At 69.7% G+C, this 14,605-nt stretch carries 12 protein-coding genes; 4 read left to right on the top strand and 8 right to left on the bottom strand.

Annotated elements, in window-relative coordinates; genetic code table 11:
- Positions 1-96: 96 nt before the first annotated feature.
- The 6 genes from folE to dacB form a co-directional block, all read right to left on the bottom strand.
- Positions 97-702: a GTP cyclohydrolase I FolE gene (gene folE / locus O1Q96_RS03755; protein ID WP_269246841.1), complete on the bottom strand. Its 606-nt coding sequence runs from the start codon at positions 700-702 to the stop codon at positions 97-99.
- 144 nt (positions 703-846) lie between these two features.
- Positions 847-2,886, bottom strand: a complete 2,040-nt coding sequence (ftsH, locus tag O1Q96_RS03750) for an ATP-dependent zinc metalloprotease FtsH (protein ID WP_269246840.1) — start codon at positions 2,884-2,886, stop codon at positions 847-849.
- A 211-nt stretch (positions 2,887-3,097) separates the two neighbouring features.
- Positions 3,098-3,658 carry a hypoxanthine phosphoribosyltransferase gene (gene hpt, locus O1Q96_RS03745; protein WP_151477812.1) on the bottom strand — a complete coding sequence of 187 codons (561 nt, stop codon included), beginning with the start codon at positions 3,656-3,658 and terminating at the stop codon, positions 3,098-3,100.
- 106 nt (positions 3,659-3,764) lie between these two features.
- Positions 3,765-4,781 carry a tRNA lysidine(34) synthetase TilS gene (tilS, locus tag O1Q96_RS03740; protein WP_217458915.1) on the bottom strand — a complete coding sequence of 339 codons (1,017 nt, stop codon included), beginning with the start codon at positions 4,779-4,781 and terminating at the stop codon, positions 3,765-3,767.
- A gap of 172 nt (positions 4,782-4,953) precedes the next feature.
- Positions 4,954-6,093 (bottom strand): zinc-dependent metalloprotease, encoded by a 1,140-nt coding sequence (locus O1Q96_RS03735; protein ID WP_269246839.1) that lies wholly within the window; start codon positions 6,091-6,093, stop codon positions 4,954-4,956.
- A gap of 140 nt (positions 6,094-6,233) precedes the next feature.
- A complete protein-coding gene (dacB, locus tag O1Q96_RS03730; RefSeq protein WP_269246838.1) occupies positions 6,234-7,820 on the bottom strand; it encodes a D-alanyl-D-alanine carboxypeptidase/D-alanyl-D-alanine endopeptidase in 1,587 nt (528 codons plus the stop codon).
- Between the two features lie 79 nt (positions 7,821-7,899).
- On the opposite strand from dacB, the gene O1Q96_RS03725 reads away from it, so the two are divergent.
- A complete protein-coding gene (locus O1Q96_RS03725; RefSeq protein WP_055610781.1) occupies positions 7,900-8,391 on the top strand; it encodes an inorganic diphosphatase in 492 nt (163 codons plus the stop codon).
- A 105-nt stretch (positions 8,392-8,496) separates the two neighbouring features.
- A complete protein-coding gene (locus tag O1Q96_RS03720) occupies positions 8,497-10,152 on the top strand; it encodes a threonine/serine exporter family protein (protein ID WP_269246837.1) in 1,656 nt (551 codons plus the stop codon).
- A 123-nt stretch (positions 10,153-10,275) separates the two neighbouring features.
- On the opposite strand, the gene O1Q96_RS44420 is transcribed toward O1Q96_RS03720, so the two are convergent.
- A complete protein-coding gene (locus tag O1Q96_RS44420; RefSeq protein ID WP_419586419.1) occupies positions 10,276-11,577 on the bottom strand; it encodes a DedA family protein in 1,302 nt (433 codons plus the stop codon).
- A gap of 142 nt (positions 11,578-11,719) precedes the next feature.
- Between O1Q96_RS44420 and O1Q96_RS03710 the strand changes: the two genes are divergently transcribed.
- Positions 11,720-12,085: a YbjQ family protein gene (locus O1Q96_RS03710; RefSeq protein ID WP_269246836.1), complete on the top strand. Its 366-nt coding sequence runs from the start codon at positions 11,720-11,722 to the stop codon at positions 12,083-12,085.
- A gap of 117 nt (positions 12,086-12,202) precedes the next feature.
- On the opposite strand, the gene O1Q96_RS03705 is transcribed toward O1Q96_RS03710, so the two are convergent.
- Entirely contained in the window at positions 12,203-12,970 is a 768-nt protein-coding gene (locus tag O1Q96_RS03705; protein ID WP_269246835.1) for a MerR family transcriptional regulator, read from the bottom strand.
- 158 nt (positions 12,971-13,128) lie between these two features.
- Here O1Q96_RS03705 and gad point away from each other — a divergent pair, with 158 nt between their 5' ends.
- Positions 13,129-14,535: a glutamate decarboxylase gene (gene gad / locus O1Q96_RS03700; protein WP_269246834.1), complete on the top strand. Its 1,407-nt coding sequence runs from the start codon at positions 13,129-13,131 to the stop codon at positions 14,533-14,535.
- The last annotated feature ends 70 nt before the right edge of the window (positions 14,536-14,605 follow it).

Here is a 14,605-nt window from a genome sequence, read left to right as displayed (position 1 = left end):
ACGGCGCGCCCGGCCACGACGAACCCGCGGCCGTCGACGCACGGCACCTACGAGGACGCCCTCAGCCGAGCGTCACGGCGTCACCGCGTCACCGCGTCACCGCGCCATGATGAGGCTCATGGCCTCATTACGGGTGGCAGCGTCGCGCAGTTGCCCCCGCACGGCCGACGTTATGGTCTTGGCCCCCGGCTTGCGGATCCCCCGCATCGACATGCACATGTGCTCGCACTCCACCACGACGATCACGCCGCGCGGCTCCAGCATCTCCATCAGCGACTCGGCGACCTGCGTGGTGAGCCGTTCCTGCACCTGCGGCCGCCGGGCGAAGACGTCCACGAGACGGGCCAGCTTGGACAGTCCCGTGATCTTGCCGGACGTGCTCGGGATGTAGCCGACGTGCGCGACGCCCCTGAAGGGCACCAGATGGTGCTCACAGGTCGAGAACACCTCGATGTCCTTCACCAGGATCATCTCGTCGTGGCCGAGATCGAACGTCGTCGTCAGGACGTCCTCAGGTGCCTGCCACAACCCCGCGAAGATCTCCCGGTACGCCCGGGCCACCCGCCCCGGCGTCTCCCGCAGGCCCTCACGGTCCGGGTCCTCGCCGACCGCGATCAGCAGTTCGCGCACGGCGTTCTCGGCGCGCTTCTCGTCGAAGTCGCCGATCCTGCCCTCTCCGTCCAGCGTCACGGGGTCGGTCATCTGGTGCCTCGTTTCTGTGCCTCTCACGCGTGTGGACCACGCGTCTCGCAGTCGGGCATACGAAGATGCCGCGCCCCCCAGGCTAGAACCTGGGGGGCGCGGCATGCATTCCGGGCCTGGTGAGAACCACCGGGGCCGGATTTTTCAGCTCTCGGTGCGGTCCTCGGGGGCCGTCTCGGTCACCGGGGAGGCCTCCGCGGTTGCGGTGGACTTCGTGGTGATCGCGGGGCTGGCACCGTTCGTCCCGTTCGTCAGTGCCAGCTCCCTGGGGGAGAGCACCGGCGGGCGGGTGGACGGCGTCCGGCGGGAGGAGCCGGTCCACGCGGGACGGGCCGGACGCTTGACGAGGGGAGCGAAGATCTCGGCGATCTGCGCCTTGCTCAGCGTCTCCTTCTCCAGTAGCTGGAGCACCAGCGCATCGAGCACGTCGCGGTTCTCGACCAGGATCTCCCAGGCCTCGTTGTGCGCGTTCTCGATGAGCTTCTTGACCTCTTCGTCGACGAGCGCGGCGACCTCTTCCGAGTACTCGCGCGGGTGCGACATCTCCCGGCCCAGGAAGGGCTCGGTGTTGTCGCCGCCGAACTTGATCGCGCCGAGACGCTCGGTCATGCCGTACTGCGTGACCATCGCGCGGGCCGTGGCAGTGGCCTTCTCGATGTCGTTCGCGGCACCCGTGGTCGGGTCGTGGAAGACGAGCTCCTCGGCCGCACGCCCGCCCAGCATGTACGCCAGCTGGTCGAGCATCTCGTTGCGGGTCGTGGAGTACTTGTCCTCGTCCGGCAGGACCATCGTGTAGCCCAGCGCACGCCCTCTGGAGAGGATCGTGATCTTGTGGACCGGGTCGGAGTTCGGTGAGGCCGCCGCGACCAGGGCGTGTCCGCCCTCGTGGTACGCGGTGATCTTCTTCTCCTTGTCCGACATGATCCGGGTCCGCTTCTGCGGGCCCGCGACCACACGGTCGATCGCCTCGTCGAGCATGTTGTTGTCGATGAGCTTCATGTTCCCGCGCGCGGTGAGCAGCGCGGCCTCGTTCAGCACGTTCGACAGGTCCGCGCCCGTGAAGCCGGGCGTACGACGCGCGACAGCCCCCAGGTCGACGTCCGGAGCGACCGGCTTGCCCTTCTGGTGGACCTTGAGGATCTCCAGACGGCCCTGCATGTCCGGGCGGTCGACCGCGATCTGGCGGTCGAAACGGCCGGGGCGCAGGAGAGCCGGGTCGAGGATGTCCGGGCGGTTCGTCGCGGCGATGAGGATCACACCGCCCTTGACGTCGAAGCCGTCCATCTCGACGAGCAGCTGGTTCAGCGTCTGCTCTCGCTCGTCGTGACCGCCGCCCATACCGGCACCGCGGTGACGGCCGACCGCGTCGATCTCGTCCACGAAGACGATCGCCGGGGCGTTCGCCTTGGCCTGCTCGAACAGGTCACGGACTCGGGAGGCACCGACACCGACGAACATCTCGACGAAGTCGGAACCCGAGATCGAGTAGAAGGGGACGCCCGCCTCGCCCGCGACAGCACGCGCGAGCAGCGTCTTGCCCGTACCGGGAGGCCCGTACAGAAGCACGCCCTTGGGGATCTTGGCGCCGACGGCCTGGAACTTCGCCGGCTCCTGGAGGAACTCCTTGATCTCGTGGAGCTCCTCGACCGCCTCGTCCGAGCCCGCCACATCGGCGAACGTCGTCTTCGGGGTGTCCTTGGTGATGAGCTTCGCCTTGGACTTCCCGAAGTTCATGACCCGGGAGCCGCCGCCCTGCATCTGATTCATCAGGAACAGGAAGACGACGACGATCAGGACGAAGGGGAGCAGCGACAGCAGGATGCCGACGAAGGCGTTCTGCTTGGTCGGCGAGACCGTGTAGCCGTCCGGAATCTGCTTGTCCTGGTACTTGGTCTGGAGGGTGGTGGCCAGGTTCACACCCTGGTCGCCGATGTAGCTCGCCTGGATCTTCGAGCTGCCCTCGATCTTTTCGCCGTCCTTGAGCTCGACCTTGATGATCTGCTCGTCGCCGGTGGTGATCTTGGCCTGCTGGACCTTGTTGTCACTGATCGCCTGGACGACCTGGCCGGTGTCCACCGTCTTGTAGCCGCCGGACGAGCCGACGACCTGCATCAACACGACCACGGCAAGGACGGCCAGCACGATCCACATGACCGGCCCACGGAAGTATCGCTTCACGTCCATCCATACGGAGCGGTGTCGCCCCGTCCCTCCTGCCATAGTGAGTTTGATAAGACTGTTCTTCGGACGGTACCCCAGCATTGTCACCCGAAGCTGCACGGTCCGGCTGACAAACCCGTCTACGTATGCTCCAACGGCGGGAAACCCGCTGGGGTTCCCGGTCGTCCTACAGGGGTTGGGCCCCTGTCAGCGGACGTCACCCGTCCAGGGTGCCTCAGCCGCCGTAGACATGCGGCGCGAGCGTCCCGACGAACGGCAGGTTCCGGTACTTCTCCGCGTAGTCGAGGCCGTACCCGATGACGAATTCGTTCGGGATGTCGAAGCCGACCCACTCCACGTCGATCGCGACCTTCGCGGCCTCGGGCTTGCGCAGCAGCGTGCACACCTTGAGGGACGCGGGCTCGCGGGAGCCGAGGTTGGAGATCAGCCAGGACAGCGTCAGGCCGGAGTCGATGATGTCCTCGACGATCAGGACGTGCTTGCCCTTGATGTCGGTGTCGAGGTCCTTCAGGATCCGCACCACCCCGGAGGACTGGGTGCCCGCGCCGTACGAGGACACGGCCATCCAGTCCATGGTGACGGGGGTGGACAGGGCCCGCGCCAGGTCCGCCATGACCATCACCGCGCCCTTGAGGACACCGACGATCAGCAGGTCCTTGCCCGCGTACTCCGCGTCGATCTTCGCGGCCAGCTCCGCCAGCTTCGCGTCGATCTCTTCCTTGGTGATGAGCACCGACTTGAGGTCGGTGCCCAGGTCTTTCGCGTCCACCCGCATCACTTTCGGTCGTCCCACCGGCTGCTTCCCGGCCCTCCGCTAAGAGGGGCCGCTCCCCGAAGGGGTTGCCCTCCGGGGGAGTCGCCGCCCGAAGGGCGACCCTCTTTCAGCCTTGCCGAATCACCAGTCTGCCACCCTGCCGCTGGGCGACGACCTTGCCCGGGAGGTTGATGGCTCCCTGGCCGCGCCAGCCGGTGATCAGCCGGTCGATCTCCTCGATGTGCCGGGCGAACAGCGAACCGGCGGGGGCCCCGGCCTCGATGGCGGCGCGGCGCAGGATGCGGCGGCGCACGGCGGGCGGCAGGGCGTAGAGCTTGGCGCACTCCAGGAGACCCCCCGCGTCGCGTACGGAGGCCTCGGCCTGACCGGCCCACGCGTCGAGGGCGTCGGCGTCGTCGCGGGACAGCTGGGCCGTACGGGCGAGGGCTTCGACGACACCCTTGCCGAGCGCCTTCTCCAGGGCGGGCAGGCCCTCGTGACGCAGCCGGGAACGGGTGTACGCCGGGTCGGCGTTGTGCGGGTCGTCCCAGACGGGCAGGGACTGTGCCATGCAGGCCTTGCGGGCGGTCTGCCGGTCGAGGTGCAGGAAGGGGCGGCGGTAGCGGCGGGCGGCGCCGGGCCCTCCGGAGACGGCGGCCATGCCGGACAGGGAGCGGGTGCCGGAGCCGCGGGCGAGGCCGAGCAGGACGGTTTCGGCTTGGTCGTCGCGGGTGTGGCCGAGCAGGACCGCGGCGGCGCCGTGCCGCTCGGCGGCGGCGTCCAGCGCGGCGTACCGGGCGTCGCGGGCGGCGGCCTCGGGGCCGCCGTCACGGCCGACCGTGACCGCGACGGACTCGGCGGGGGCCAGGCCGAGTTCGGTGAGGCGCAGGACGACCTCGTCGGCGCGCAGGTCGGACCCGGACTGCAGGCCGTGGTCCACGGTGATGCCGCCGGCGCGGACGCCGAGCTTGGGTGCTTCGAAGGCGAGGGCGGAGGCGAGCGCCATGGAGTCGGCGCCGCCGGAGCACGCGACGAGCACGAGCGGCGCGCGCGAGGGCGTGTCGGGGGCGTGGTCGGTGAGGACGTCATGGAGTACGCGGCGGACCGCCAGGCGTATCGCCGCGACCGCAGGATGGGGACCCATGTCCGGTTCCCTTCATGAAATTGTCGGGGGGTGAGCCCGAGGTCGGTCACTCAGAGTGTGTCGATGGTGACAGAACCGGGCCGTTCCCCGAGCATTGCACGCCTACCCATGCCTCACGGTCCCTCGGACGGGTGATTGGAGGGGCGTTCACCTGCCGTCGGCCGGAATCAATTCACGACTCTGCCTTACGGTGCACCCGCGCGACCCAGTCCGCCGGTTTGGAGATCTCCGACTTGGTGGGAAGCGTGTTCGGCGAGGTCCACACGCGGTTGAAGCCGTCCATGCCCACCTCGTTCACGACGGCCCGTACGAAACGTTCGCCGTCCCGGTACTGGCGCAGCTTCGCGTCGAGGCCCAGCAGCTTGCGCAGGGCGAGGTCGAGGCGGGAGGCGCCGCGGGCTCGACGCTGCTGGAACTTCTCGCGGATCTCGGCGACGGACGGGACCACCGACGGGCCGACGCCGTCCATCACGAAGTCGGCGTGTCCCTCCAGGAGGGACATCACCGCGGTGAGCCGGCCGAGGATCTCGCGCTGGGCGGGGGTCTGCACGATTTCGACGAGGGAGCGTCCCTCTTCGCCCTCCTCGCCCTCGGGGCGGCTGCCGGCGAGGGACTGGGCGGCCTCGCGGACGCGCTCCAGGACGGTCATGGGGTCGACCTCGGTCTCCGCCAAGAAAGACTGGATTTCGCCCTCGAGGTGGTCGCGCAGCCAGGGCACGGCCGTGAACTGCGTGCGGTGGGTCTCCTCGTGGAGGCAGACCCAGAGCCGGAAGTCGTGAGGCTGGACGTCGAGTTCGCGCTCCACGTGCACGATGTTCGGTGCCACCAGGAGAAGCCTGCCGCCACCGCTCGGTGAGCCGGGAGGGCCGCCCGCCGGCAGGTCCCGTGTGGCCGGGGCGAAGGTCTCGTACTGACCGAGGACCCTGGAGGACAGGAAGGACAGCAGCATGCCCAGCTCGACGCCGGTGACCTTGCCGCCGACGGCGCCGAGGACGGCTCCGCCCGGGGTGCTGCCGCGACGTTCCTGCATCTTGTCGAGCAGCGGCTTGAGGATCTCCCGGAACCCTGCGACGTTCGCCCGGACCCAGCCCGGGCGGTCGACCACGAGGACCGGGGTGTCATGGAGGTCGTCGCCGCCCATCCGCGTGAAGCCGCGGACGTGCTCCTCCGACGCCTTGGCGTGCCGGCGCAGCTCGGCGACGACAGCCCTGGCCTCGTCGCGGCTCACCTCCGGGCCCGGCCGTACCAACCGGGTCGCGGTCGCCACCGCGAGGTTCCAGTCGACCATCTCCGCACCACCGATGCTCGTCATGCAGTCAACCGTACGTGAGCGCTGCCGCTTGGGGCAGGGAGTGGACCGCAGGGGCACGCTCACGGGTCACGTGCGGGTCCGCCGCGGCCGGTCGCGCGGTTGCGCGCGCGCCCCCTGAAGGGGCGCCCTTCCAGGGGGCGTCAGTCGCAGCCGCAGGACGCCAGTGTCGATGCCAGGCGGTCCAGGCCCCGCTGGGTCGTCACCGCGTCCGTGGGCGGGTCGGAGGCGGTCAGGAAGGCGAAGGCCAGCAGGCGGCCCTCGGCGTCGACCACGGTGCCCGCGAGGGCGTGCACGCCGGTCAGGGTGCCCGTCTTGGCGCGTACGACGCCGGTGCCGGCCTGGTCGGTGTAGCGCTTGCTGAGGGTGCCGGTGAAGCCGGCCACGGGGAGGCCGGTGAGGACCGGGCGGAGGGCGGGGCGGGCCGGGTCGGCGGCCTCGGCCAGCAGGGCGGTGAGCAGGCCCGTGGTGAGCTTGTCGGCGCGGTCCAGGCCACTGCCGTCGGCGAATTCCACGCCCTTGAGGGGCATTTCGAGCTTCTTCAGCTGCTCACGGGTCGCCGCGCCGCCGCCCTTGAAGCTCGCCGGCTCACCGGAGGCCAGGGCGGTCTGGCGGGCGAGGGCCTCGGCGATGTCGTTGTCGCTGCTGGTCAGCATGCGTTCGACCAGTGCGGACAGGGGCGGGGACTTCACCGTGGCGAGGGCCTTGGCGCGGTCGCTCGCCTCGGCGGGGCCGGGAGGCGCGGTCTTGATGCCGCGGTCGCCCAGCAGGTCCGCGAACCTCTTCGCCGCCTCGGCCGCAGGATCGTCACTGCGGTCAGCGGTGCCGCTGGTGGAGTCGTCGAGGCGGCCCTCGTCGACCATCAGGGCGGTGACCGGGGCGACGTTGTCGTTGTCGGGCCCGATGGGGTGCACGACGGGACCCTCGTAGAGCGAGGTGTCGTACGAGAGCGTCACCTCGTCGGTCTTGCGGGACTTGAGGGCGCGGGCCGTGTCGTCGGCGAGGGTGCGCAGGCTCGCGTTGCCGTTCGCGTCCTTGCGGGCGGTCAGCGTGGGATCGCCGCCGCCGACGAGGACGACCTTGCCCTTGCCGGGTTCCAGGACCGTGCGGGTCGCGATGCGGTGGTCCGCGCCGGCCGCGGTGAGCGCCGCGACGGCCGTGGCGATCTTCGTGGTGGAGGCCGGGGTCAGCGCGTCGTCCGCGCCCTTGCCGTACAGGCGCTCGCCGGTGGCCAGGTCGACGACGGCGGCCGAACGGTCCGAACCCAGCGAGGCGTCGGCGAGCAGCGGATCGAGGACGTCCGCGAGGGCCTTCGGGGTGGGGGAGGGCGCGGCGCCCACCGCGCCGCCCAGCCCGGCGAGCACGGAACGGGCACTGGGCGCGGGCGCCGGCGCCTTTCCGGACGTACCGGACACATGGCCGTGATCTGCGCCACCTGCGCGCTCCCGCGATGCGGCCCAGTCGCGCTCCGCCGTACGCTGACCGGTGGAGTCCCAGGGCCCGGCCGCGGTGACCACGGTGGCGGCCACGACGAGTCCGAGGGTGGCGGCACCCGTCGTGAACTGCACGGTCGACGGCCGCTTGACCAGCGGTTTCACGGCTCCTGCGGCCCGCGTGAGTGGTGGCTTCACGACTCCCGCGGCCCGTACGAGTTGCGGTCTCACGGATCGCGCGACCCGCACCACATGCGGTCTCGCGGCCCGCCAGGCCCTCAGCTCCGGCACGACCACCAGCCCCTTTCGCGATCACACACCTGCGTGAGGGACACTTAACCACCAGAACTATGTGCTGATCATGGAGGAGCCACCGGTGGAGTTCGACGTCACGATCGAGATTCCGAAGGGTTCACGGAACAAGTACGAGGTGGACCACGAGACCGGTCGGATCCGTCTGGACCGTCGCCTCTTCACCTCGACCAGTTACCCGGCCGACTACGGCTTCGTCGAGAACACTCTCGGCGAGGACGGAGACCCGCTGGACGCGCTGGTCATCCTGGACGAGCCGACCTTCCCGGGTTGCCTCATCCAGTGCCGCACCATCGGTATGTTCCGTATGACGGACGAGGCCGGCGGCGACGACAAGCTGCTGTGCGTGCCCGCGCACGACCCGCGGGTGGAGCACCTGCGGGACATCCACCACGTGTCGGAGTTCGACCGGCTGGAGATCCAGCACTTCTTCGAGGTCTACAAGGACCTGGAGCCCGGCAAGTCCGTCGAGGGCGCCAACTGGGTGGGCCGTACGGACGCCGAGGCCGAGATCGAGCGGTCGTACAAGCGTGCCAAGGAGCAGGGCGGGCACTGACTCTCTGTGGCCTGCGGGCCGCGTGACCCCGACGGGGTCACGCGGCCCGTTCGTCTGTCAGTGCGCATACTGGGGCGTACTGGAGGTGCGATTCGGGAGTAGTGGGTGACGGAGCCGGAGGCGGAAGACCGCAAGCCGCAGTCGGACGAGGCGCGCAGCGCCTTCATTCCGCCGAGCGGTGTGGTGGCGCAGGCCCCGCAGGTCGAGGAGGAGTCGTCGACGACGTCCGAGTTCGCCCTGCCCAAGGGGTTCGGCGTCCTGCAGACGCCCGCCGCCGAGTCGGAGGGGTCGGCGTTCAGCATGCCCCGGACGTACAGCTCCAGGCACGCGCCGCCCGCCTTCACCCCGCCGGCAGGCATACCTCGGGTCGATCTCACGAAGGACGCACCCTGGCAGGACCGGATGCGCACGATGCTGCGCATGCCGGTCGCCGAGCGGCCCGTCCCCGAGACGGTGCAGAAGTCCGAGGACGAGGGCCCGGCCGTGCCGCGCGTCCTCGACCTGACCCTGCGTATCGGCGAGTTGCTGCTTGCGGGCGGCGAGGGCGCCGAGGACGTGGAGGCGGCGATGTTCGCCGTCTGCCGCTCCTACGGTCTCGACCGCTGCGAGCCGGGAGTCACCTTCACCCTGCTGTCCATCTCGTACCAGCCGTCACTGGTCGAGGATCCGGTGACCGCCTCGCGGACCGTACGGCGCCGGGGAACGGACTACACGCGTCTCTCCGCCGTGTACCGGCTCGTCGACGACATCAGCGACGACGAGACGGAGGTCTCCCTCGAGGAGGCCTACCGGCGGCTCGCCGAGATCCGCCGTAACCGGCACCCGTACAACGGCTGGGCGCTGACCACGGCCACCGGGCTGCTCGCGGGTGCGGCCTCCGTGCTCGTCGGCGGTGACCTGATCGTGTTCGTCGCGGCGGCCGTCGGCGCGATGCTGGGCGACCGGCTGGCGTGGCTGTGCGCCGGGCGCGGGCTGCCGGAGTTCTACCAGTTCACGGTGGCCGCGATGCCGGCCGCCGCGATGGGCGCCGCGCTCACGGTCGCGCACGTCGACGTGCGGGCGTCCGCGGTGATCACCGGCGGGCTGTTCGCGCTGCTGCCCGGGCGGGCCCTGGTGGCGGGCGTGCAGGACGGACTGACCGGTTACTACATCACCGCGGCGGCCCGGCTCCTGGAGGTCATGTACTTCTACGTCGGCATCGTCATCGGGGTCCTCGTCGTCCTGTACTTCGGCGTGGCGCTGGGCGCCGAGCTCAATCCGGACGCGGCTCTGCAGTCCGCCGAGCGGCCGTACTGGCAGATCGGCGCGTCGATGCTCCTGACGTTCACCTTCGCGGTGCTGCTCCAGCAGGAACGATCCACCGTGCTGATCGTGACCCTCAACGGGGGCGTGGCGTGGAGCGTGTACGGGGCGATGCACTACGCGGGCGAGATCTCGCCGGTCGCCTCGACGGCCGTGGCGGCCGGTCTCGTGGGGCTCTTCGGACAGCTTCTGTCGCGCTACCGGTTCGCTTCCGCGCTCCCGTACACGACCGCCGCGATCGGGCCGCTGCTGCCCGGCTCGGCCACCTACTTCGGGCTGCTCGCCATCGCGCAGAACAACGTGGACGAGGGGCTGGTGTCGCTCACCAAGGCGGCCGCGCTCGCGATGGCCATCGCGATCGGGATGAACCTGGGGTCCGAGATCTCACGGCTGATTCTGCGCGTGCCCGGCGCCACCGCCGGTGCGCGGCGTGCCGCGAAGCGGACGCGCGGGTTCTGAGCCGCGGGGGTCCGAACCGCGGGGAACTGCGCGGGGTTGACGGCCGTCGTCCTGCGGCCGGCGGCCGTCGTGGGCCGGTCACGCCGGTCCCCGCGCCTCCGAAGGGCGCGGGTTCCGCCGGGGTCAGTTCCGGGGACGGTCCTGGCCGTACGGATAGGGCTGCCGCCCCTGCTGCTGTTGTCCCTGCGGGTACTGCTGGTCCTCGGGGTACTGCTGCTGGTCCTGCCCGTATCCCTGGGGGTACTGCGGCGCGTAGGGCTGGTTCTGCGGATTGCCGTGGTTCTGGTCCGAGCCGTACGCCGACGGCTGTTGCTGCTGCTGGTGCTGTTGCTGCTGCTGGTGCTGCTGGTGCTGCTGGTGCTGCTGGTGCTGCTGGTGCTGCTGGTAGTGATCCTGGCCCTGGTTGCCGTACTGCTGGTCCTGGTTGCCGTAGCCCTGACCCTGATCGCCGTACTGCTGACCCTGATCGCCGTAGCCCTGGCCCGGGTTGCCGTACTGCTGGCCCTGGTTGCCGTAGCCCTGACCCTGATCGCCGTACTGCTGACCCTGGTTGTTGTAACCCTGACCCTGGTTCCCGTACTGCTGGCCCTGGTTCCCGTACTGCTGACCCTCGTTCCCGTACTGCTGACCCTGGTTGCCGTAGCCCTGGTCATGACCGCCGTACTGCTGGTCCTGGCCGTTCTGGCCGTTCTGGTCGGCCGGCGGCACGCGGCGGAGCTGGGCCGTGTGGTCGTCCATGGCGGGGCCCGCCGGGGGAACGTGGGCGCCCTGGGACTGGGCCTGGGGCTCCTGCGGGTTCTTCTTGGACTGACTCCGGGCCCGCATGAACTCGATGATGATCGGGACCACCGAGATGAAGACGATCAGGAGCAGGATCGCCTCGATGTGCTTCTGCACGAAGTCGATCTGACCGAGCCAGGAGCCGAGCAGCGTGACGCCCGCGCCCCAGAGGATGCCACCGACCACGTTGAAGATCAGGAACGAGCGGTACTTCATGCCGCTGACGCCGGCGATGATCGGCGTGAACGTGCGCACGATGGGCACGAAGCGGGCCAGGACCAGGGACTTCGGGCCGTGCTTCTCGAAGAACTCGTGGGCCTTGACCACGTTCTCCTGTTTGAAGAGGCGGGAGTCCGGGCGGGTGAAGAGCGACGGGCCGACCTTCTTGCCGAACATGTAACCCACCTGGTCGCCGACGATCGCGGCGACGCAGATCAGGAGGATGGCGGCCCACAGCGGGAAGTCCAGCTGCCCCGAGGTGATCAGCAGACCCGCCGTGAACAGCAGCGAGTCGCCCGGCAGGAAGAAGCCGATGAGCAGGCCCGACTCCGCGAAGACGATCAGGAGCAGGCCCCAGATGCCGAACGAGTCGAGCAGGTAGTCCGGATCCAACCAACTTGGGCCGAGAGCAAGCGTCGTCGTCACTGTTCCGGGCTCCTGAAGGGTGGTGGATACGGCGGTCGGCGAAGGTGTGGCCGACCAAAGTTATCAACGCGGCAAGATGTGACCAGGTTCCACCGACTCCTACAGGATGCACTGTGCCCCGTCTGGGACAAAGCTGTGAGCCATGGGTATCGAAGAATACGGCGGCGGTCAGGGACCCCAGCCCGACGTCCTGGTCCTGACGACGAACGACGCACCCGGCTACCGGGTCGAACAGGTCATCGGGGAGGTCTTCGGGCTGACCGTCCGCTCCAGGCATCTGGGCAGTCAGATCGGCGCGGGACTGAAGTCGATGATCGGCGGCGAGCTGAAGGGCCTCACCAAGACACTGGTGGAGACCCGCAACCAGGCGATGGAACGGCTCGTCGAACAGGCACGGGCCCGGGGCGCCAACGGCGTGCTGGCGTTCCGTTTCGACGTGACCGAGGCGTCGGACGTGGGCACGGAGGTGTGCGCGTACGGCACGGCCGTGGTGATGGTCAAGGAATAGCGCGACCTACCGGTGAGTACGGGTAAGGGGCGCCCGCCATTGCGGACGCCCCTTACCCGCGGGCGGAGGGAATGCGAGCACCCGCGGGCGGATGCCGTGCGAGCCGCCGCTCGCGGCTTACCTCCGGTCCTCGTGCCGTGCCGCGTTCGCCGTGATGGCCTCCCTCAGGTGCTCGGCCAGCCCGGGGCGGGTGGAGTCGTAGAACGCCTTGAACCGCTCGTCCGACACGTACATCTCACCCAGGCACCGGTGCATCTCGTACGAGCAGTGGTAGAACCACTGCCCGATGTGCTGCCGGTGCTCCTCGGCCATGTCCATGGCCCGCTCCCCCGTGGCGGGCTCACCGGCCTCCATGAGGGCGTCGTAGCGCTCGCCCCAGGAGGCGACCTCGGCCTGCATCCGCTTCCAGTCGTCCTTGGTGTAGCGGGCGGCGCGCCGCTGCGACTCCGCGTACGCCTCCGTGCCGCCCCAGCGGCGCTCGGCCTCCTCCGCGTGCTCGTCGGGGTCCTTGTCGCCGAAGACCTCGAACTTCTCCTCGGGTGTGAGGTTGATTCCCATCGTGCGTGCCTCCATGGCCTGCTCCACGGCCGTGGCCATCTTCTGCAGCTTCTCGATCCGGGCGGTCAGCAGGTCGTGCTGGCGGCGCAGGTGCGCGCGCGGGTCCGTCTGCGGATCGTCGAGCAGGGCCGCGACCTCGTCGAGCGGAAACCCCAGCTCCCGGTAGAACAGGATCTGCTGCAGCCGGTCGAGGTCGGCGTCGCTGTAGCGCCGATGGCCCGCGTGGCTGCGCCCGCTCGGTGCGAGCAGCCCGATCTCGTCGTAGTGGTGCAACGTCCGCACCGTCACCGCGGCGAATCCGGCGACCTGTCCCACGGAGTAGCTCATGGTCTCCGCTCCCTCCTTTTCGGTACGCACCTCAGGCTGGTGCCTCACGTCGCGTGAGGTGCAAGCCGGAAATCCATCGGGCGCCATGTCGGTTTTACCCGCTTATGACGGGGTGGTGGCTCACCATGGAGGCCCCGACCCCGAGGACCGGAGGCATCATGCCGCTCCACAAAGGCCCCGCGAAGCCCGACGAGCGTCCCGTGACCGTCAACCCCTTCTACGGGGAGGCGAATCCGATCGGCGGCATGACCGAGGCCCCGCCCCAGCACCGGCTGCCGGACGGGCCTCTGGCGCCCTCCACCGCCTATCAGCTGGTGCACGACGAGCTGATGCTGGACGGCAACTCCCGACTGAACCTCGCGACCTTCGTCACCACCTGGATGGAACCGCAGGCGGACGTGCTGCTCGGCGAGTGCCGGGACAAGAACATGATCGACAAGGACGAGTATCCGCGCACGGCCGAGCTGGAGCGCCGGTGCGTGGCGATGCTCGCCGATCTGTGGAACGCGCCGGATCCGGCCGCCGCCGTGGGCTGCTCGACGACGGGGTCGAGCGAGGCGTGCATGCTCGCGGGCATGGCGCTCAAGCGCCGCTGGGCCAAGCGGAACGCCGACCGGTATCCGGGAGCCCGCCCGAACCTCGTCATGGGTGTCAACGTCCAGGTCTGCTGGGACAAGTTCTGCAACTTCTGGGAGGTCGAGCCGCGCCTCGTGGCCATGGAGGGCGACCGTTTCCATCTCGACCCGCAGGCGGCCGCCGAGCTGTGCGACGAGAACACCATCGGTGTCGTCGGCGTCCTCGGCTCCACCTTCGACGGGTCGTACGAGCCGATCGCCGAACTCTGCGCCGCGCTGGACGCGTTGCAAGGGCGCACGGGCCTGGACATCCCCGTCCACGTGGACGGGGCGTCCGGCGCGATGGTCGCCCCTTTCATCGACGAGGACCTGGAGTGGGACTTCCGACTGCCGCGCGTCGCCTCCATCAACACCTCGGGGCACAAGTACGGGCTGGTCTACCCGGGCGTCGGCTGGGCGCTGTGGCGCTCGGCCGCCGAGCTGCCGGAGGAGCTGGTCTTCCGCGTGAACTACCTGGGCGGCGACATGCCGACCTTCGCGCTCAACTTCTCCCGCCCCGGAGCCCAGGTGGTGGCGCAGTACTACACCTTCCTGCGCCTCGGCCGCGAGGGTTACCGGGCCGTCCAGCAGACGACGCGGGACGTCGCCCGGGGGCTCGCCGAGCGGATCGGGGCCCTCGACGACTTCCGGCTGCTCACCCGGGGCGACGAGTTGCCGGTGTTCGCCTTCACCACCGCCCCGGACGTCACGGCGTACGACGTCTTCGACGTGTCCCGGCGCATGCGGGAGCGGGGCTGGCTGCTGCCCGCGTACACCTTCCCCGCCAACCGTGAGGATCTGTCCGTGCTGCGGGTGGTGTGCCGCAACGGCTTCTCCTCCGATCTGGCCCAGCTGTTCGTCGAGGACCTGGAGCGGCTGCTGCCGGAGCTGCGCCTGCAGCCGAACCCGACGACGCGGGACAAGGACGCGGCGACGGGCTTCCACCACTGACCCGGGCCGCGACCGCCCTGCCGGCTTCCGTCCCGGGCACGGACGTCCGGATGTCCGGGCCGAGCCGACC

This window comes from Streptomyces aurantiacus, assembly GCF_027107535.1.
GTDB lineage: Bacteria > Actinomycetota > Actinomycetes > Streptomycetales > Streptomycetaceae > Streptomyces.
This window is presented reverse-complemented; position numbering and strand designations above follow the sequence as displayed.